Source organism: Brevibacillus sp. HB1.3 (genome assembly GCF_013186635.1).
Taxonomy (GTDB): domain Bacteria; phylum Bacillota; class Bacilli; order Brevibacillales; family Brevibacillaceae; genus Brevibacillus; species Brevibacillus brevis_D.
On sequence record NZ_JABMIT010000006.1, the window covers coordinates 71,663 to 89,297 of the forward strand.

Sequence of the window (17,635 nt, forward strand, 5' to 3'; positions counted from 1 at the left end):
GAAGGCGTAGTTTCGTTATCTTGCTCATCCACTCCTAAAAATGTACGAAGAACAGATGCTGGAGGTATACTGTGCGTACACAGCTCAAAGGAGGCGCATGGATATGGAAACGAAGAGTGATCAAACGGTACGTTGGTCAATGCTAAGACATGGCGATTGGACCATTTATTTAGCTGCAACGGCTGCCGGGCTTTGTTATGTCGGCTCGGTCAACCAGCCTTTTGCTGAATTGGAAGCGTGGGTTGAAAAGCATCGCCCACACAATGCACTGGTGCAAGACGATCCATGGCTAAAGCCTTTTGCAACAGAACTAATGGAGTATTTGCAGGGGACGCGCGAGCATTTTTCCATGGATTGCGACCTGTCTGGAACGCCTTTTCAGCTCGCTGTCTGGGAGGCACTTCGCCAAATCCCGTACGGTCAAACCGCATCGTACACCGACATTGCAAACATCATTGAAAAGCCTGCTGCTGTTCGTGCCGTCGGTGCCGCAATCGGTGCCAATCCGGTTCTCATTACAATCCCCTGCCACCGCGTCGTCGGTAAAAACGGTTCACTGACTGGCTATCGCGGAGGACTGCCCATGAAGACAACTCTGCTCGATCTGGAGAAAAAGGCAAATCGGGGTGTGAAGCATGGCTAGTTCACTGACTGAGAAGATCGCTGCGCTTGACTGGCAATCCATGCAACAGGAGCTGGATGAACAAGGGTATGCTGCTTTTCCTTCCTTAATAAGCGCGGATGCGTGCGAAGAATTAATCGCTACATTTGAACAAGATAACCTTTTTCGCAATACGATCCAGATGGCGCGGTACCGTTTCGGTGAAGGAGAGTATCGCTATTATCAGGCTCCCCTTCCCCCGCTTTTGCAGGAGCTTCGCGAAGGCTTTTATCCGATGCTTGCGCAGACTGCAAATCGGTGGCTGGAAATGCTTGGTCGCGAAGCTATTTATCCTGCTACTCTCCCTGAATTTTTGGCCCACTGTCACGATCAGGGTCAGCTGCGCCCTACTCCATTGATTTTGAAATACGAGACAGGTGGCTATAATTGCTTGCATCAGGATATGTACGGAGAGGTGTTCTTCCCGTTTCAAGTGGTTTTTGCCTTGAATCAAAAGGAGAAGGACTACAGGGGCGGAGAATTTCTATTGATGGAGCAACGGCCGCGCGCGCAGAGCCGGGGACATGTGATAACCTTGGACCAAGGCGCTGGTCTGATTTTCCCGACATCCTACCGTCCTATGCAGGGAACGCGAGGCTACTATAAAAATACGCTACGCCACGGTGTCAGCACGATTACCTCCGGAAAGCGCTACAGCCTCGGAATTATTTTTCATGATGCAAAGTGAGGAACGCCCCATATGAAAAGCATCCTTTCCTATAAAGTGCCGAAAACCCTCCTTAATAAAGGAAGCGGATTTCTTGCGGATTACACCCATTCGCTCAATCCGTATACAGGCTGTTCTTTCGCCTGCTCCTATTGCTATGTTCGGCAAATGCCTGTCTCTTTGTTTCGCAACGAGCAATGGGGCACATGGGTAGATATCAAACAGCAAGCTGCCGATGTATTGGGCAAGGAGCTTTTGCGGGCTAAGAAAAAAGGAAAGGTGACCATCTTCATGTCTTCGAGTACAGACCCATACCAGCCCATCGAACAAACGGAAAAGGTAACGAGGTCTTTACTCGAAGTCATGGTAGAGAATCCACCCGATTTTTTGCTGGTGCAGACGAGAAGTCCCTTGGTTTGGCGGGATGCCGATTTGTTGCTCCTGCTAGGTGATCGCGTCCGCGTCAGCATGACCGTCGAGACCGATTTGGAGGAGATTCGCAGGCACTTTAGCCCACAAGCTCCCCCTATTCAAGCGCGACTCAAAACACTCCAGCGCTTGGCGGAAGCAGGCATCCCTACCCAAGCCACGATTGCCCCTGTTTTACCGAGCAGTGAGTCATTCCCGGAGATTTTGCGTCCCCTGGTCACCCGTGTCTGTGTCGACGATTTTTATATGGGAGATGGCAGCGGTGGTAAACGAACGAAAAGAAACGGCATTCCCGCTCTCTATGAACAGCTTGGACTGGAACAATGGTACGATCCTTCCGCCTATCGGATCGTCTATGATCGGCTATTACATGTTTTTCCCCCGGATCAGATTTATTTGAGTCAGGAAGGCTTCGCCCCTTAGCATCAACCCTTGATTGTAACACCCCATTCATTGGCAACTTTGATCGGTTTATGATATCGTCTAGCCTAGAGAGTAGTATCATCCAGGGAAATGAGGAATTGTCTTGACCATTACGATCTTGTTATTTGCTGGGCTCGCCGAACGTGCGAATGCCCGGGAAGTACAGTTGACCTTATTTGAAGGCGCGACCGTTAGCGATCTTCTGCAAGCAGTGGAAAAAGAATATCCTGCGCTCTCTGCGCTTTTGGGCAGTTGTTTTGTCTCCATCAACCATGAATATGCAGCGAAAAATCAGGTCATTTCAGCCGACGACGAGATTGCCCTCTTACCTCCAGTAAGCGGCGGAGAAGAAGACCCGCGCTTTGCCATTACCGAGGAGCCTATTTCTGCGGACAAGCTCGTTCGTTTGGTGAGCAACCCGCATGCTGGCGCGATCCTTACTTTTGTCGGAACTGTTCGGGAATTTACCCATGGTCAGCGCACCGTGTATTTGTCCTATGAAGCATATGCGCCTATGGCGGTTGAAAAAATGAAGCAGGTCGCAGCAGAGATCGAGGAACGCTGGCCGGGAGCACAAGTCGCGATGCACCATCGTATCGGTCATTTGACTGTGGAAGAGATTGCGGTTGTTTGTGCCGTTGCAACAGCACATCGCAATGAATCGTTTGAAGCAGGCCGTTATGCCATCGAACGACTCAAGCAGATTGTTCCGATTTGGAAAAAAGAAATGTGGGAAGATGGAAGCGAGTGGAAGGGACATCAACAAGGACCATGGAATCCGCTTGCGATGCCAGAAGGAAAGGTGGAGTAACGCCTTGGATACTCGCTATTCCCGTCAAATATTGTTTCATCCGATTGGGCGCAGTGGACAAGAAAAACTCGGTCAAAGCCGTGTAGCCATTGTCGGCATGGGAGCGCTCGGAACGGTTCTCTCCAATCATATGGTCCGTGCTGGAGTAGGTTTTGTCCGCATTATTGACCGCGACTTCGTCGAGCCGAGCAACCTACAGCGTCAAATGCTTTACGACGAATCCGATGCAGCCGAGCATTTGCCAAAGGCAATCGCCGCTCACGCCAAGCTGACGAAGATCAACTCCGCCGTTACCATCGAACCGATCGTCGCAGACCTCACCGCTTACAATGCGGAGGAATTGCTGGCAGATGTCGATCTCGTTTTGGATGCGACAGATAATTTTCAGGTGAGATACCTCGTGAACGATGTTTGCGTTAAACATCGTATCCCGTGGGTGTACGGTGGCGCTGTGAGTGCGACTGGAACCTTTACCGCGATTCGTCCGGGAATCACGCCTTGCTTGCGCTGTCTTTTCCCTGAAGCGCCAAACCCGGGTGAGATGCCTACCTGTGACACGGCTGGCGTCATCGGACCGATCATTCACATCGTCGCCTCCTATCAGGCAACGGAAGCATTCAAGCTGTTAGTAGGCGCAATAGATGAACTCAATCCCAATTTGGAGCACTTTGAGATTTGGCATAACCGCCATCAGCAAATCAAGGTGGTCAATGCCCGCCGAGACGACTGTCCGACATGTGGGCAGAAGCAATTTTCGTTTTTGCAGCCGGATACCCAAGATGGACAAGCCGTTTCGCTTTGCGGTCGAGACACCGTACAAATCTCACCCGCCGCTGCGATGACACTTGATCTGCATGCATTAGCTGATAGACTTTCCCCTTTGGGACAAGTCGAACAAAACAAGTTTTTGCTGCGTTTCCGTGTTGATACGTACACGCTCGTTATTTTCCCAGATGGTCGTGTCCTCGTGCAAGGCACAGATGACGTCACCCTTGCACGTTCGCTTCATGCCAAGTATATCGGCGCGTAACTCGTTTATCCGAAATAAAAATAAGCTGTCCCAGACCGTCACTCGGACGAAGGGGCAGCTTTTTTATGCCGTTTGAACAAAGGTAATCGTAAACGTGGTACCTTTTCCTTCTTCACTTTCAACGACGATCGTAGCATGATGCAAATCGATTATTTTTTTCACGATTGCCAGCCCCAGGCCGCTGCCCGAATTGGCTCTGTTTCGCGATAGGTCCGCCTTGAAAAATCTTTCGAAAATGCGCTCCTGATTTTCCTTGGATATCCCGATTCCCGTGTCGGTTATTTTCACGAGCACTTCACCGTTTACCGTCTTCAGCTTTACGCTGATTTTCCCGCCTGCTTCCGTGAATTTGATGCTGTTGCCAAGTAAGTTGGTCCAGACTTGACTCAGCATATCTTCGTCGGCGACGATTTCGACTTTTTCCAGGTCTATGTCCATTTCAATCTCTTTCGCCATCCATTGCGGCTCACTGGCGAGGATGAGTGCACGTAGCTGCGTGTCCAACCGATACCGCTTCCGTTCTAAATCATGCTGGATGCCCTCTAGCGCAGTGAGCTTAAGCAGGTTGTCGCTGATCTTGGACAGCCGCTTGCTTTCCGACTCGATAATCTCCAGGTAACGAATGCGCTCTTCTGGACGAAGTCTTTCATTATGCAGGGCGCGAGCAAACCCGCTGATGGACGTCAAAGGCGATTGAATTTCGTGGGAAACATTGGAGATGAACTCCTGCCGCAGCTTCTCCATTTCATTTAATTGTTCCGCCACATGGTTAATACCGTCCACCAGCTCCCCCCATTCATTTGCTAGCTTGATATCGAGATTTACCCGAAAATCCCCCATGGCAATTCGTCTGAGCGCATCAATCAATGGTTGAAACCTGCCCCGATGCCTTGACATGGTGAAGAAAGAAATAATTATCCCTACCCCAATAAACAATAGGCAGTTCAAAACAGAATGGATCAACACTTTTACAAGATCATTGGGATGATAGCCCATATAGCTATAAAAGAGAGTCGTAATCCCGTATGCACCTAGCCCGCACAAGGCAAAAACAGCACATATGCCCACAACTCCTACGATTTTTTTCAGCAAAATATAGGAATGTTCGTCTTGTCGCCTCTTTTTCATACGACAATCTCCAATCGATAACCAAGTCCCCGGACCGTCCGGATCAAAAAGCCGTACATCGCTTCCGGAAAACGCTCCCGCAATCGGTTGATATGCACGTCTACCGTCCGCTCATTTCCTTCAAAATCATAGCCCCATATTTGTTCGATCAGCTGCTCGCGGGAAATGGTCTGCCCGGGATAGCTGGCCAGTTTGAACAACAGCTCGAACTCCTTTAGTGGAATCGTCCATGTCTTCGTTCCACTGGCAACTGCAAACGTTTTACGATCTAGTAGGAGATTTCCTGCTTGAACCTGATGCGAAGCGGCAATCCGGTAGCGCTTGAGCAGCGCTTTTACCCGGACGACCAGCTCCTGCGGATCAAACGGCTTCACCAAATAATCGTCTGTCCCTAGCTCAAAGCCTTTGATTTTTTGCGAGGTCTCTCCCTTGGCAGTCAGCATGAGCAAAGGAAAATCATAATGCTCGCGAAGCTTTCGACACAGCTCCCAGCCGTCCATGTTCGGCATCATGATGTCAAGAATCACCAGTTGGGCGGCAACCGACTCCAGTTTGTCCAGTGCCTCCTGTCCGTCAACGGCTTCCACTATCGTAAAGCCTTCATTGCGCAAGAAGACGCTGACGAGCTCGCGAATATGCGGATCGTCGTCGACTACCATAATCGTGGTCACATTCTACACCCTCTCTTTTACGAGCAATTGCTGACTAGCCAATTCCCGGTACATCTCATGGGTTTGATAAAGCTCTTCATGTGTACCCATACCTGTGATTTTTCCCTTTTCCAAAAAGATGATTTGGTCTGCTTCCACCACAGTCGACAAGCGATGGGCAATCACGAGAGTGGTACGTCCCTTCATCAAATTTTGCAACGCCTTCTGGACAATCATCTCGGAATTACTGTCCAAACTAGAGGTAGCTTCATCCAGCATCAAGATTTGCGGGTCGCGAAGCAGTGCACGGGCAATACCGATTCGTTGGCGCTGTCCACCCGATAGCTTCATTCCTCGCTCCCCTACTTCTGTCTCATAGCCATTCGGCAATTCCTCAATAAATTGATCCGCATAAGCCATCTTTGCCGCTTCCTTTAGCTCCTCGTCGCTAATCGTCCGTGAAATCCCGTAGCAAATATTTTCTCGGATGGTTCCTGCGATCAATGGACTTTCCTGAGACACGTAGCCGATTTGACTTCTCCATGACTTCAAGGAAAAATCCGTGACGGGATCATTGCCCAGCCTGATTTCTCCACTGATTGGCTGGTAATACCTTTCAACCAAGGAAAACAACGTCGTCTTGCCGCTGCCGCTCGGTCCGACAATCGCATTTACTTTTCCGGCCCCAATCGTAAAGCTGACATCATCGAGAATCTTTTCCCCGTTCTCATACGCGAAGCTCACATGGCTCAAATGGATGGGCAGTCCTGCGTTTTCAAGCGTCCGTCCTGTGAGAAGATCTTCTTCTTCGGCGTCGAGAGTCGCAATGATTCTTTCGGTTGCCCCCATGGCTTTTTGTAACGATGTGAAAAACTGTGTGAATTGCCCCAGTGGGATGACGATTTGCACCAGATACAAAATAAACGCAACCAGTTCACCCGCTGTCAATGCTCCCATGGACACGCGCATGCCACCATAGCCGATTACAACCACGAGTAGCACCATCAGAATAAAGGACATTAGCGGTCCAATGACGGCTTGGACTTTTCCTTCTCTTAATCCAAATCGGAACAAATTCCCGATTGCCTTTGTCCCCATTCCCAGTTCGTGGGTTTCGGCATTCGAAGATTTGACGAGCCGCATCTCTTGGAGCACTTGATTCATAATGGTTGTAAAGCTGGCAGTCTCATTTTGCAGACCTTTCGAAATTTTGTACATCTGACTGCCAAGCGGCATGAGAATCCCGATGCACAGCGGCACAGCAACGAGCATGGTTAACGTCATTTGCCAATCGAGGTAGAGCAAGGTCACCACAGAACCAACAATTGTGATCAATCCTGTGAAAAAGCTCGAGAGGTGCTCCGTAATCAGGCTTTTCACAACGCCGGTATCGTTGGTCATTCGACTGATCGTATCACCTGTCCGGTTGTTATCATAATAAGAGATCGGCAGGACGAGCAATTTTTTCCATAGTCGTTCACGGAGTGAGGCCACCACACTCTCGCCGACATGATTTAATAAGTAGATGGATAACCCGCCTGCAATGGCTTGTGCGACAAAGGCAACGATCAATAGAATGATTTGTGGTGTGGTGATGGTAGACAGGGAAAAACCGTCCACCAAATCCTTCGTAAACAGTGGAATCACTAAGCTCACCAGTGTGGTGGCGATGCTCATGAACAACGCGACACCGATTTTTAGCTTGGATGGCTTTGTTCCCCTTATTAATCGAAAAAAAGGCCGCCAGTTTCCCCATTTCGCTACGCTATTGGTTTGTTCCATTCGTTCATTTCTCCCCTTTTTCCTCCTCATTTTCACTTACAAGTGATAAGATACTGCATGAATGTAAACGAAATATAAACGGGATAATATTGAAGTGCGTGCAATTATCTTCTTTCTAATAAGAAGACGTTTCTGATCCAATTTTCTTTACCTGTGATTTTTGTATATAAATGATGAATTTGGGGTAGAAGCCGGGAAACAAATCGTATATAATAGGTTCGTAATGAAGAAACGAAACAACGTTTCACCAGATGAAACTCCAAGATATTATAGGGAGGTTGTATACATTGGCTAACAAAGATGCTTACAAAGTAAAGTCATCCCTGCAAGTAGGCGACAAGTCTTTTGCTTACTATCGCCTGCAAGGGTTGGAAGAACAAGGATTGGGCGATGTTTCCAAACTGCCGTTCTCCATTAAAGTTCTGCTCGAGGCTGCTGTACGTCAGTTCGACGGCCGTGCGATCACCAAAGAACACGTACAACAATTGGCGACCTGGACAAAAGGCCGCGACGAAAACCAAGAAGTTCCTCTCATGCCAGCTCGTATCGTTCTGCAAGACTTCACCGGTGTACCGGCTGTAGTTGACTTGGCAGCGATGCGCATCGCGATGAAGCGCGCTGGTGGAGATCCAAAACGAATCAACCCATTGGTTCCAGTTGACCTCGTTATCGACCACTCCGTCATGGTTGACGATTTCGGTAACGCGTCCGCTCTGGACAACAACATGAAATTGGAATTCGAACGCAACCAAGAGCGCTACCGCTTCCTGCGTTGGGCACAAACTGCGTTTGACAACTTCCGTGCGGTTCCTCCAGCTACTGGTATCGTTCACCAAGTAAACTTGGAGTACCTCGCAACTGTAATCGCTACTCGTGAAGTAGATGGCGAATTGGTTGCTTTCCCTGACTCTCTCGTAGGTACTGACTCCCACACCACTATGATCAACGGTCTTGGTGTTCTTGGATGGGGTGTTGGTGGTATCGAGGCAGAAGCAGGAATGCTCGGCCAACCTCTGTATTTCGTAACGCCAGAAGTAGTTGGTTTCAAACTGACTGGCACACTGAATGCTGGTGCAACTGCAACTGACCTCGCTCTGACTGTTACGCAAATGCTGCGTAAAAAAGGCGTAGTAGGTAAATTCGTGGAGTTCTACGGACCAGGCCTGTCCAACATCTCGCTGGCTGACCGCGCTACCGTAGCAAACATGGCACCTGAGTACGGCGCTACAATGGGCTTCTTCCCAGTAGATGCTGAAACACTCAACTACATGCGTCAAACCGGTCGTGAAGAAGACCTCATCTCCTTGGTTGAAACTTACACCAAAGCACAAGGCCTCTTCCGTACTGACGAGACTGTTGACCCAGTATTCTCCGAAACATTGGAACTGGATCTGTCCACAGTCGTACCTAGCTTGGCTGGTCCAAAACGTCCTCAAGACCGCGTAGAACTGACTGCTATGAAGGAATCCTTCAATAACAGCCTCCGTACGCCGATCGAAAAAGGCGGATTTGGTCTCTCTGAAGAGAAAATCGCAGCTAGCGCACCAGTTGCTTATCCAAACGGTGAAAAAGCTACGCTGAAAACGGGTGCGGTTGTAATCGCAGCGATCACTTCCTGTACCAATACATCAAATCCTAGCGTAATGCTGGGTGCTGGTATCCTGGCGAAAAAAGCTGTGGAAAAAGGCCTGAAAAAGCCTGCTTTCGTAAAAAGCTCCCTGGCTCCAGGTTCCCGCGTAGTTACACAATACCTGACTGACGCTGGTCTGATCGACTCCTTGGATGCTATCGGATTCAACGTAGTAGGTTATGGTTGCACCACTTGCATCGGTAACTCCGGTCCATTGCCAGAGGAAACCAGCAAAGCTATTGCAGACGAAGATCTGACAGTTGCAGCGGTACTCTCCGGTAACCGTAACTTCGAAGGTCGTATCCATGCACAGGTAAAAGCGAACTACCTCGCTTCTCCTCCATTGGTTATCGCCTATGCACTGGCAGGTACTGTAGATATTGACCTGACTACAGAGCCAATCGGCACTGGCAAAGACGGTCAACCTGTATTCTTGAAAGACATCTGGCCATCTCCACAAGAGATCGCAGCTGCAATGGACAAAGCGATGAATCCTGCTCTGTTCCGCGCTGAGTACGGCCAAGTGTTCACGCAAAACGAAGCTTGGAACAAAATCGACGTTCCAACTGGCGACCTGTACGAGTGGGATGAAAAATCCACGTACATCCAAGAGCCGCCATTCTTCCAAAACCTGGCTGGAGAAATCGCTAAGATCGCAGACATCAAAGCAGCGAACACCATCGCACTCTTCGGTGATTCTGTGACAACTGACCATATCTCCCCAGCGGGTAACATCTCGCCAACTAGCCCAGCAGGTCTGTACCTGCAAGCAAACGGCGTAGAGCGCAAAGACTTCAACTCCTACGGTGCTCGTCGTGGTAGCCACGATGTAATGATGCGCGGTACATTTGCAAACATCCGTATCCGCAACCAAGTAGCTCCTGGAACTGAGGGCGGCGTAACCAAATACTTGCCAACTGACGAAGTAATGTCCATCTACGATGCTTCCATGAAGTATCAGGCAGACGGTACTCCACTCGTTGTACTGGCTGGTAAAGAGTACGGTACTGGTTCTTCCCGTGACTGGGCAGCAAAAGGTACATTCCTCTTGGGTATCAAAGCAGTTATCGCTGAGAGCTTCGAGCGTATCCACCGTGCTAACCTGGTTGGTATGGGCGTTCTACCTCTGCAATTTGCTGGTGACCAAAGCTGGAAGTCCCTCGGCATCGACGGTACTGAGTCCTTCAACATTGTGGGTCTCTCCGATGATGTTCAACCTGGTCAACGCGTAAAAGTAGAAGCAACGAAGAAAGACGGCAGCACTTTCGAATTCGAAGTAATCGTGCGCCTCGATTCCATGGTAGACGTAGACTACTACCGCAATGGTGGTATCCTGCAAACGGTTCTGCGTCAATTGCTGGATGAAGGCAAACCAGTAAACGCGTAAGCAAACGAATAACAAATAAGTTCGTATCAGCACCCACCCAACAAAAAGAGCAGACTCCGAGTATTCGGCAGTCTGCTCTTTTTACGTTTCCTCCCTGATAGGCCACGCTTAAGTGGAAGATGCGATGAATACGCATGAAAGAGGGATTGTTTCCCAGAAAAAGGGAGGGATTCGTGATGAATCAGTTGTTTCGCGAAACCTGGATTGAGGTAAATCTCGATGCCATCAAGAAAAACATTCAGGCGATACGCCGGCATATTCCTAAACAGACGAAAATCATGGCGGTTGTAAAAGCGAATGCCTATGGCCATGGCTCTGTCGGAGTAGCACGCCATGCCCTTGAGTACGGGGCTACTTCCCTCGCTGTCGCCATTCTGGAAGAAGGCATCGTCTTGCGAAGGGCGGGAATTGTAGCCCCTATCCTCGTGCTGGGATTCACGCCCCTTTCACGTGTCAAGGAAGCGATTGCCTGGAATATTGAGCTGTCTGCCTTCCAGGCCGATTGGATCAAAAAAGCCGATAAAATAATCAAATCAACAGCTTTCACTAATCGTCTAAACATCCATATTAACATCGATACAGGTATGGGACGTTTGGGCGTACGGACAAAATCTGCGTTGCTTTCAGTCGTGAAGGCATTAACCTCCAGCTCTTCGCTTACATGGACCGGAATCTTCACCCATTTTTCCACTGCGGATGAACCGGATCACACATTGACCAAAGCGCAGCACGAGTTGTTTGTTCAGTATCTTCGTTATCTGAAGGAACGTGGCTTCGAGCTTCCAACCGTCCACATGTGCAACACCGCTGCTACCATTGCTTTTCCCGAATACAGCGACGATATGATCCGCCTCGGAATCGGCATGTATGGGCTATACCCATCCGCTTATATCCGCCAACTCAATCGCGTCAAGCTCGTTCCGGCTCTCAGCTTGAAATCGCGCTTCTCCTATGTGAAGACAATGCAGACGCCACCGTTTACCATTAGTTATGGCGCAACCTACATAGCAAAACCCGGAGAGGTCATCGGGACGGTTCCAATCGGTTATGCCGATGGGTATTCACGCGCGCTCTCTAACCGGGGATTTGTTCTGTATCGAGGCAGAAGGTTGCCGATCGCAGGGCGAGTGACAATGGATCAGATGATGGTCAGCTTGGGAGATGGCAGTGGAAAGCAAGGCGATGAAGTCGTGATTTACGGCAAGCAAGGAAACCGCGAGATTCCTGTCGATGAGATTGCCGAAATGCTCGGAACGATCAATTATGAAGTCGTTGCCACCCTCAGTAATCGCATCCCTCGTTTATTTTTGGAAAAAGGGGTAGTTGTAGAGATCTCTCATTTGTTGCCGGAAGGGTAAATGAGGCAGGCTTGAGAATAATTTTTCCCCGAAAACGAAAAATAGAGAAAACCAAATTCGCAAAAAAGGAATGGAAACATGAAGCCCCGATTCACATACGCCATCCTTCTCCTGTTGGCGCTGAGTCTGACTGTGATCAGCTGCAAGCCAGACTCAGCTTCCCAAATCCGTCAGCATAGCCTTAAGGCTCAACCCTCTGCTGAGAAAAACGAATCACAAAAGCCTGTCCTGCTCATTCTCATTGATTCGTTAATGGACAAACCACTGCAAGAAGCAATCCGGCAAGGTCGCGCTCCAGCTTTGGGTTATTTGCTTGCAAACGGGCGCTATTACCCGCAAGTTGTGAGCTCATTTCCCACTATGTCGGTGGCGATCGACAGCACCCTTCTTACAGGAACGTATGCCAATCAGCATCATGTACCGGGATTATCCTGGTTCAGCAACAAGGAAAAGCGAATGATTTATTACGGGTATGGTCCCAAAGAAGGACTAAAGATCGATCAGCCGCAAGTGCTGCTAGATATCCTTCATCAATTAAACCTGGTCCAGCTCAACCCGCATACGAAAACCATCCATGAAGAATTAGCAGAAAAAGGAAAGGATAGCGCTTCCATCAATGCGATTCTATGGCGAGGTAAAACGCCGCACACCTTACAAATCCCCCGTCTCATTGATTTCGGCACACGTTTGCCGAGCGCGATAAATGTGACCGGACCCAAACTGATGTCGTATGCGGCATTTGCCCAGCTAAATCCGAATCAAAAGAGTGAAAAACGCATTTGGCGAAAATACGGGATGAATGATGAGTTTTCCGCGCATGAGGCTGCCTATCTCATCGCCAACAAGAAGCTTCCCCCTCTTACCATCACCTACTTGCCCGAGAATGATATGGAAGTACATAAGAAGGGACCCGCTACGATCGAAGGGATTGAAAAAGCGGATAAAGCGCTTCAGAACGTACTCGATGCATTTGGCTCGTGGGACAAGGCAATTAAAGAAGCGCGGTGGATCGTCATGGGAGACAGTGGACAGACCCCTGTTCTGGATGATCGCAAGACCGCTACCATTGACTTGCGCAGCATATTGACCGACTATCGTATAGCCAAAATCAGTCAGCCTGTCACCCATACTGACCAAGTCGTGATTTCGCCCAATGAACGGATGGCCTATATTTATGCCTTGGACTCGCGTATTCCGTTATCCGATATCGTAATTCGTTTGCAGCGTGAACCGAAGCTGGACATCATTGCGCGTAAGGAAAACCAAAAGATTATCGTATCAGCAGGTAAGATCAACCGACAGTTTTCCTACCAACCAAACGGTCCCTTTACCGATCCATATGGTCAAACATGGACCTTCAGCGGTGATCCGCGTCTGCTCGATTTGACCATTACCAAGAACCAGATCACGTATGGGAAATATCCGGACGCTTTGGCGAGGCTCTACGGCGCGATGAATTCGCATGAAGGCAGATATGTGGTCGTTACTGTTCAGCCTGGGCATGAGCTCATCACCGAAAGCTCTCCCACTCATATCGGCGGAGCGGCACACGGTTCCTTGCACGAGGTAGACTCACTCGTTCCCCTTCTGGTAACCGGGACAACGATGGGGCCCAAAACTTTGCGTATCGTTGACTTGAAAGACTGGCTGCTACGCCTGACAACCGAGTGAGGCAGATTTTAGAGAAAGGGCGGGTTTCGGAGCGGATAGCAGCGACCTTACTTCCTCTAAATGCACAGCGAGCATAGTCCCCGAAAACCAAAACGAATACATGTTCTCCCCCATTTTAGGCACCCTATTGATGAGGAGGGATGATACATGGATCAACGAAACTTTGAACAAATTTATGAATCGTACAAAAATGCCGGAGAACAACAGGCGGTCCAGGAAAATGAAGATAACAGTCCGCTGACGAATACCGGAAAAGAGCAAATCGTGGCCGTCAGGAAAAACGAAGATGGAGACTTGATCGCCTTTAAAACGGACACTGGCCGAGAGCTCGACTATATCACCGCACTCAACGATGCAAAGGCTGGCAAGCTGGCTCATGTAGACGTGTTTCACAAGTATGGGAGAGACATTCTACGGAGTGAGCCAGACGGCATCAAGGAAAACAATTTGGATAATTTGCCTGACTTTTGATGAAAAAAGGCCGCCCGCATGATCTGGGCGACCTTTTTTCATCGACGTGCATTGGATTAGTAGATAAACTTTCCGGTAATCGATTCTTTTGTAGCTGCCACCTCTTTTGGTGTGCCGCTCGCAACTACAGTCCCTCCGGAAGCTCCTCCTCCTGGTCCCATATCAATAACCCAGTCTGACGCAGCGATCAGTTCTGTGTTGTGCTCGACCATAATCACGGTATTTCCGGCGTCGACCAATTTACTCAAGAGTACATACAGCTTTTCGACATCAATCGGATGCAGACCTGTCGATGGCTCATCCAGTAGATACAGCGTATGGCCTGTTGAAGATGCACTCAGCTCCCTAGCCAGCTTCAAGCGTTGTCCTTCTTCACCGGACAAGGTCGTCACGGACTGCCCCCATTGCAAGTAGCCGAGTCCTACCTCACACAGTAGGGTCAGCAATTGCTTCATCTTTTTTGGCTCGCTGATCAAGGAGAGACACTTCTCAATACTTAGCATCAAAATATCCGAAATGGTGTAGCCTTGGTACGTTACTTCCAAGACCTCCGTACGAAATATTTTTCCGCGACAATCCGGGCAGACGACCTGCAAGTTGGATAGAAAATGCATGTCCACTTCCACTCAGCCCAGCCCCTCGCAGTGCTCACATCTTCCTTCGAGCGTATTGAATGAAAAGTACTTGGCATCCAAACCACGCTTTTTGGCTGCTGGCAAGGCATCGCATTTTTTACGCAAGGGTGTATACAAGCACTTCATACGTTTATCAATGCTCATGTTTGTGCAATTCCATACTTACTCCTCTTTAAGAGTCCTAAATGGTATGGTAAATTGTTGGTCAAAGTATTTGGTCAGAAACTCTTTATGTTTGAACTTTACAAGAAACAAAATTAATAAAAAAGGAAGTAGTCTTACGCACCGGAATATACATTATATATAATGTTTTACAATATATGTTATATTAAGTGTATTGTAAAAAACACTTATGGAGGCTTATAATATGAAGCTGAAAAATGTTGTACTGAATTTAATCGTGGTTGGTGCAATATCTATGCTGCCACTTTCTAGTGCGATCATTGCTGAAGGGAAAGAGAAGGAGAATAAAGTACGGTATGTTACTCCTATTGACGAAGATGTTTTCTGGGATAGGATGGAGACTCAGAAACGCATACCTGACCTAATCAAGTATTTAGAAAAAGAGTTTAATGATAACTACGCGGGTTTATATGTTGATCAAGAAAACGGAGGGGTAGTTCATATTGGCTTCCATTCTATACCTCAAAAAGAAGAGTTGAAAAAAGCTGAAGATATATTGGAGAAAGATGTAGAGGTCAAATATGACGAAGTAAAGTATTCCGTGGAAGACTTAGATAAAGTTGTTGAAGAGATTTCGTTAAGTATTGATAAATCCGAGGAAAACATAGCAAACATCTCCTCTAGTTTTAAAGATCAGTCTGTAATCGTAGGTTATACTGAAGATGAAAGTGAAGCAAAAGATAGTATAGAAAAAGCCTTAAGCAAAAACTCAATTAGAAAAATGGATCTAGAAGAGTCAATAATTAAATTTGAACAAACAGAAAAAATTGAGCCTAAGATAGATAGGGCACAAATAAAGGTTAGACCTGTTCCGGGTGCAGCTCAAATGAACTTTGCAGGAAGTGGTTTTTGCACGAATGGCTTCTCAGCAAAAGATTCAAAGAGTTCAACTTACTATTTAGTTTCGGCAGGACACTGCGCTGAGAGTACAGGACAGCAGGTTTTCCAAAGTTACGATAAAGACAATTTAATCGGCACAGTTGACACCAAAATATTTCACTGGGGTAGCTCAGTAGATGTATCCTTGGTTAAGGTCAAATCTGGTTTGACTACTCACAACATCTTAACTTCATCTGGAAATAAATATGATGCTGCAGGATACCAAATCATTGGTGAACAAATCAGCGATTGGGAAGGCATGGGAGTATGTACATCATTAGGACAATCTGATACTCAAATGTGTGGATTTGTACAAGGAACAAATGAAAGTGTATATGCATTTGGCGGTCATTTAAAAAACCAGAAAAAGGTTGGGCTTAAGGTTGTAAATGGAGACAGCGGATCACCAGTTGGAGCACCTGATTCTAAAAACACAAAAAAGTTATATTTGTATGGAATCGTTTCTGCTGCTAAATCAAATGAAAGCGTTGCATATTTAACTTATATTGGTAACATAAAAGCAGAAACAGGTATCAAAACAATAACGGGCAAATAGTTCTGAAATACTGCCACACGCCCATGTATGAGTCGCTTGTGGGCGTGTGGTAGTAAGGAGGTAAATCCTATGAAGAAAATAATAGAATACCTGATGATATACTTAATATCTGGGGCTTTTTTGTTTTTCGGAAAAGTATTGGTTTATATGCTAGGTGATGAACATGCATTTGGAGATTCTGCGCCATATTATTTTAGCTATTTCATATATTACATTGTTGCGCTCTATATCATTTATCTTGGTGTCAAAAGGTTGCGGTTAAATAATGCAAGTAAGACAAATAAAGCACTGGATATTTCAATTTTTATTATCTATGCTACTTTAGTATATTTGATTGCAAATTCATTTATCTCAAAATACGTTGTCTACTTTGTGTAGACAGAAACGCTTTTAATATATGACGGTTTGTCAAGCCAAGTGCAACAGAGCGTCCATGAATGATTCGTGAGCCATCACAAGCAAACTCTTTCCCGCGATCAACCGTGGCTGTTTGAAACGTACCTTTGGGAAACGAATGAGCGACCACTTCAAATGCTTTCTCGAAAGAAACTGAGGTGCGATCTGACATCTTAACTGCAAGGTAGAGGCGGGTCTTACGCTCAGCGAACGTAGCGACGTACATTTTACTTTTCCCCCGACTGGAAACAACCGTATCTAGGTCCCAGTGACCAAAGCTTTGGCGTTTTCTCTCTTCTTTTGGACGCTGCTGAATAGACTTGCCAATGATGAATCTGCCACGAGTTTCGATAGGACCCCGACTTCCACATCCATATTGCCTTTTATTGTATAGGAGTAGGAACTGCTGGCTCGTTCTCACCGCCCAAACGTCGGCGTGCCGTCTCCCTTTTTCCTACAGCCGGTAGATGCTCACCCGCCTTGGCCAATCCCCAGACAGGCATATTTCCGTATAGGCATTCATATTTTCCTGCATCGACCAAGTACGTCTCGTGAAAGATCCCAACCGTTCCATCCGTTCCTACCGCTTGATTGAACTTCCTCCACGCACTCAAATGATTGTGGTTTTTTCTCGCGTAATTTTCCAGATGCTCATAGGACCGCCAGTACTGGATCAGGGTGATTTCACGCAAATTAAAATGCGAAGTGTGCCCCAATAGTCCGAGCTCCGGGTGCTGATACAACTCTCGCATCATGCCTCCCATCGCATTGGCTACTGGCACCCACTTGTGAACCGCAAGCATACGATTGATTCGCATCCCGATGATAAATACGACGAAGGATCCTTCCATTTGTGCTGTAAAACGCCCTGGAACTACTTTTGCCATC

General features: G+C 47.7%; 15 protein-coding genes and 2 pseudogenes. 11 read left to right on the top strand and 6 right to left on the bottom strand.

The genetic code is table 11. The features are described from left to right. Positions 1-103 precede the first annotated feature (103 nt). The 5 genes from HPY31_RS15545 to HPY31_RS15565 all read left to right on the top strand — a co-directional run bounded on the left by HPY31_RS15545 (position 104) and on the right by HPY31_RS15565 (position 4,021). Positions 104-643 (top strand): methylated-DNA--[protein]-cysteine S-methyltransferase, encoded by a 540-nt coding sequence (locus HPY31_RS15545; RefSeq protein WP_172141448.1) that lies wholly within the window; start codon positions 104-106, stop codon positions 641-643. Then, the gene (locus HPY31_RS15550) at positions 636-1,349 is read left to right on the top strand and encodes a 2OG-Fe(II) oxygenase (RefSeq protein WP_172141449.1); all 714 of its coding nucleotides are present in this window, start codon (positions 636-638) and stop codon (positions 1,347-1,349) included. The genes HPY31_RS15545 and HPY31_RS15550 overlap by 8 nt, the downstream gene beginning before the upstream one ends. A gap of 12 nt (positions 1,350-1,361) precedes the next feature. Next, positions 1,362-2,180, top strand: coding sequence for an SPL family radical SAM protein (locus HPY31_RS15555; protein WP_172141450.1), 819 nt, complete (start codon positions 1,362-1,364; stop codon positions 2,178-2,180). 103 nt (positions 2,181-2,283) lie between these two features. After that, the gene (locus tag HPY31_RS15560) at positions 2,284-2,991 is read left to right on the top strand and encodes a molybdenum cofactor biosynthesis protein (RefSeq protein ID WP_172141451.1); all 708 of its coding nucleotides are present in this window, start codon (positions 2,284-2,286) and stop codon (positions 2,989-2,991) included. Positions 2,992-2,995: 4 nt separating this feature from the next. Next, positions 2,996-4,021 (top strand): ThiF family adenylyltransferase, encoded by a 1,026-nt coding sequence (locus HPY31_RS15565; RefSeq protein WP_172141452.1) that lies wholly within the window; start codon positions 2,996-2,998, stop codon positions 4,019-4,021. Between the two features lie 63 nt (positions 4,022-4,084). On the opposite strand, the gene HPY31_RS15570 is transcribed toward HPY31_RS15565, so the two are convergent. From HPY31_RS15570 to HPY31_RS15580, 3 genes are read right to left on the bottom strand one after another with little or no spacing between them, the layout of a single operon-like run. Further along, positions 4,085-5,149, bottom strand: coding sequence for a sensor histidine kinase (locus HPY31_RS15570; RefSeq protein WP_172141453.1), 1,065 nt, complete (start codon positions 5,147-5,149; stop codon positions 4,085-4,087). Next, complete coding sequence (locus HPY31_RS15575; RefSeq protein ID WP_208759454.1) at positions 5,146-5,808, bottom strand: response regulator transcription factor; 663 nt, start codon at positions 5,806-5,808, stop codon at positions 5,146-5,148. Before HPY31_RS15575 ends, HPY31_RS15570 begins: the two co-directional genes overlap by 4 nt. A gap of 15 nt (positions 5,809-5,823) precedes the next feature. Beyond that, positions 5,824-7,581, bottom strand: coding sequence for an ABC transporter ATP-binding protein (locus HPY31_RS15580; RefSeq protein ID WP_172141454.1), 1,758 nt, complete (start codon positions 7,579-7,581; stop codon positions 5,824-5,826). Positions 7,582-7,868: 287 nt separating this feature from the next. Here HPY31_RS15580 and acnA point away from each other — a divergent pair, with 287 nt between their 5' ends. From acnA to HPY31_RS15600, 4 genes are all read left to right on the top strand, one after another. After that, positions 7,869-10,598, top strand: a complete 2,730-nt coding sequence (acnA, locus tag HPY31_RS15585; protein ID WP_015892441.1) for an aconitate hydratase AcnA — start codon at positions 7,869-7,871, stop codon at positions 10,596-10,598. Between the two features lie 176 nt (positions 10,599-10,774). Continuing rightward, on the top strand, positions 10,775-11,956 hold the full coding sequence (gene alr, locus HPY31_RS15590; RefSeq protein WP_172141455.1) for an alanine racemase: 1,182 nt from the start codon (positions 10,775-10,777) through the stop codon (positions 11,954-11,956). 78 nt (positions 11,957-12,034) lie between these two features. Then, the gene (locus HPY31_RS15595; RefSeq protein WP_172141456.1) at positions 12,035-13,627 is read left to right on the top strand and encodes an alkaline phosphatase family protein; all 1,593 of its coding nucleotides are present in this window, start codon (positions 12,035-12,037) and stop codon (positions 13,625-13,627) included. Between the two features lie 147 nt (positions 13,628-13,774). Then, a complete protein-coding gene (locus tag HPY31_RS15600) occupies positions 13,775-14,098 on the top strand; it encodes a DUF3892 domain-containing protein (RefSeq protein WP_172141457.1) in 324 nt (107 codons plus the stop codon). A gap of 56 nt (positions 14,099-14,154) precedes the next feature. On the opposite strand, the pseudogene uvrA reads toward HPY31_RS15600, so the two are convergent. Further along, positions 14,155-14,850 (bottom strand): annotated as a pseudogene (gene uvrA, locus HPY31_RS15605) (ABC-ATPase UvrA); the annotation flags it as partial. 250 nt (positions 14,851-15,100) lie between these two features. Between uvrA and HPY31_RS15610 the strand changes: the two are divergent. Together HPY31_RS15610 and HPY31_RS15615 are read left to right on the top strand one after the other, a co-directional pair. Continuing rightward, the gene (locus HPY31_RS15610; RefSeq protein ID WP_172141458.1) at positions 15,101-16,351 is read left to right on the top strand and encodes a chymotrypsin family serine protease; all 1,251 of its coding nucleotides are present in this window, start codon (positions 15,101-15,103) and stop codon (positions 16,349-16,351) included. 69 nt (positions 16,352-16,420) lie between these two features. After that, positions 16,421-16,729: a hypothetical protein gene (locus HPY31_RS15615; protein ID WP_172141459.1), complete on the top strand. Its 309-nt coding sequence runs from the start codon at positions 16,421-16,423 to the stop codon at positions 16,727-16,729. A gap of 76 nt (positions 16,730-16,805) precedes the next feature. On the opposite strand, the pseudogene HPY31_RS15620 reads toward HPY31_RS15615, so the two are convergent. Both HPY31_RS15620 and HPY31_RS15625 read right to left on the bottom strand, forming a co-directional pair. After that, positions 16,806-17,102 (bottom strand): annotated as a pseudogene (locus tag HPY31_RS15620) (IS30 family transposase); the annotation flags it as partial. A 28-nt stretch (positions 17,103-17,130) separates the two neighbouring features. Continuing rightward, positions 17,131-17,634, bottom strand: a complete 504-nt coding sequence (locus HPY31_RS15625) for a DUF4188 domain-containing protein (protein WP_172141460.1) — start codon at positions 17,632-17,634, stop codon at positions 17,131-17,133. Position 17,635 lies beyond the last annotated feature (1 nt).

Coding starts and splice junctions, on each gene's coding strand:
- HPY31_RS15545 (WP_172141448.1), top strand. CDS start 104: ATGGAAACGAAGAGTGATCAAACGGTACGTTGGTCAATGCTAAGACAT.
- HPY31_RS15550 (WP_172141449.1), top strand. CDS start 636: ATGGCTAGTTCACTGACTGAGAAGATCGCTGCGCTTGACTGGCAATCC.
- HPY31_RS15555 (WP_172141450.1), top strand. CDS start 1,362: ATGAAAAGCATCCTTTCCTATAAAGTGCCGAAAACCCTCCTTAATAAA.
- HPY31_RS15570 (WP_172141453.1), bottom strand. CDS start 5,149: ATGAAAAAGAGGCGACAAGACGAACATTCCTATATTTTGCTGAAAAAA.
- HPY31_RS15575 (WP_208759454.1), bottom strand. CDS start 5,808: ATGGTAGTCGACGACGATCCGCATATTCGCGAGCTCGTCAGCGTCTTC.
- HPY31_RS15580 (WP_172141454.1), bottom strand. CDS start 7,581: ATGGAACAAACCAATAGCGTAGCGAAATGGGGAAACTGGCGGCCTTTT.
- alr (WP_172141455.1), top strand. CDS start 10,775: ATGAATCAGTTGTTTCGCGAAACCTGGATTGAGGTAAATCTCGATGCC.
- HPY31_RS15595 (WP_172141456.1), top strand. CDS start 12,035: ATGAAGCCCCGATTCACATACGCCATCCTTCTCCTGTTGGCGCTGAGT.
- HPY31_RS15600 (WP_172141457.1), top strand. CDS start 13,775: ATGGATCAACGAAACTTTGAACAAATTTATGAATCGTACAAAAATGCC.
- HPY31_RS15610 (WP_172141458.1), top strand. CDS start 15,101: ATGAAGCTGAAAAATGTTGTACTGAATTTAATCGTGGTTGGTGCAATA.
- HPY31_RS15615 (WP_172141459.1), top strand. CDS start 16,421: ATGAAGAAAATAATAGAATACCTGATGATATACTTAATATCTGGGGCT.
- HPY31_RS15625 (WP_172141460.1), bottom strand. CDS start 17,634: ATGGCAAAAGTAGTTCCAGGGCGTTTTACAGCACAAATGGAAGGATCC.